The sequence below is a fragment of the Streptomyces sp. DH12 genome, assembly GCF_020873895.1.
GTDB lineage: Bacteria > Actinomycetota > Actinomycetes > Streptomycetales > Streptomycetaceae > Streptomyces.
In genome coordinates this window covers 1-479 of sequence record NZ_JAHWGT010000837.1, presented here as the reverse complement: position 1 = coordinate 479, position 479 = coordinate 1, and the positions used below count along the sequence as shown (strand labels likewise).

Genomic DNA, 479 nt, shown 5'->3' with positions numbered 1-479 from the left:
CATCTACGCCGGCACCGTCTTCCTCGCCCTCGCCTCCACCCTCGACAACGCGGTCGTCGACCGGGAGCGGCGCGTCGGCGTCTTCTCCTACGGGTCCGGCTGCGCCTCGGAGTTCTACAGCGTCGTCGTCACCCCCGACTCCCAGCGCGCCGTGCGCGCCATGGGCATCCGTGAGGCGCTGGACGCGCGCTACCGGCTGAGCATGCAGGAGTACGACGAACTCCTCGCCGCCACCGCCGAGCTCAAGTTCGGCGCACGGGACTTCACCTTCGACCTCGACCGGTTCCCGCAGATCACCAAGGAGCGCTTCACCGGCGGACGCCGCCTGGTCCTCGAGGCCGTGCGCGACTACCACCGCGAGTACGTGTGGCTCGGCCAGGGCGCCGCGCGATGACCGGCGCCCCGGCCGCCCCCGTGGCGCTGAGCCGCTCGCGGGGGGTGCTGCACGCCCTGCTGGACGCGCCCGGGCGCGTCCAGCA

The 479-nt window shown here is 73.1% G+C and carries 1 protein-coding gene; it reads left to right on the top strand.

The window, feature by feature from the left end; translation table 11 throughout:
- A partial coding sequence (locus LPA54_RS37340; RefSeq protein ID WP_306806621.1) for a hydroxymethylglutaryl-CoA synthase occupies positions 1–394 on the top strand: 394 nt, incomplete at its 5' end.
- Positions 395–479 lie beyond the last annotated feature (85 nt).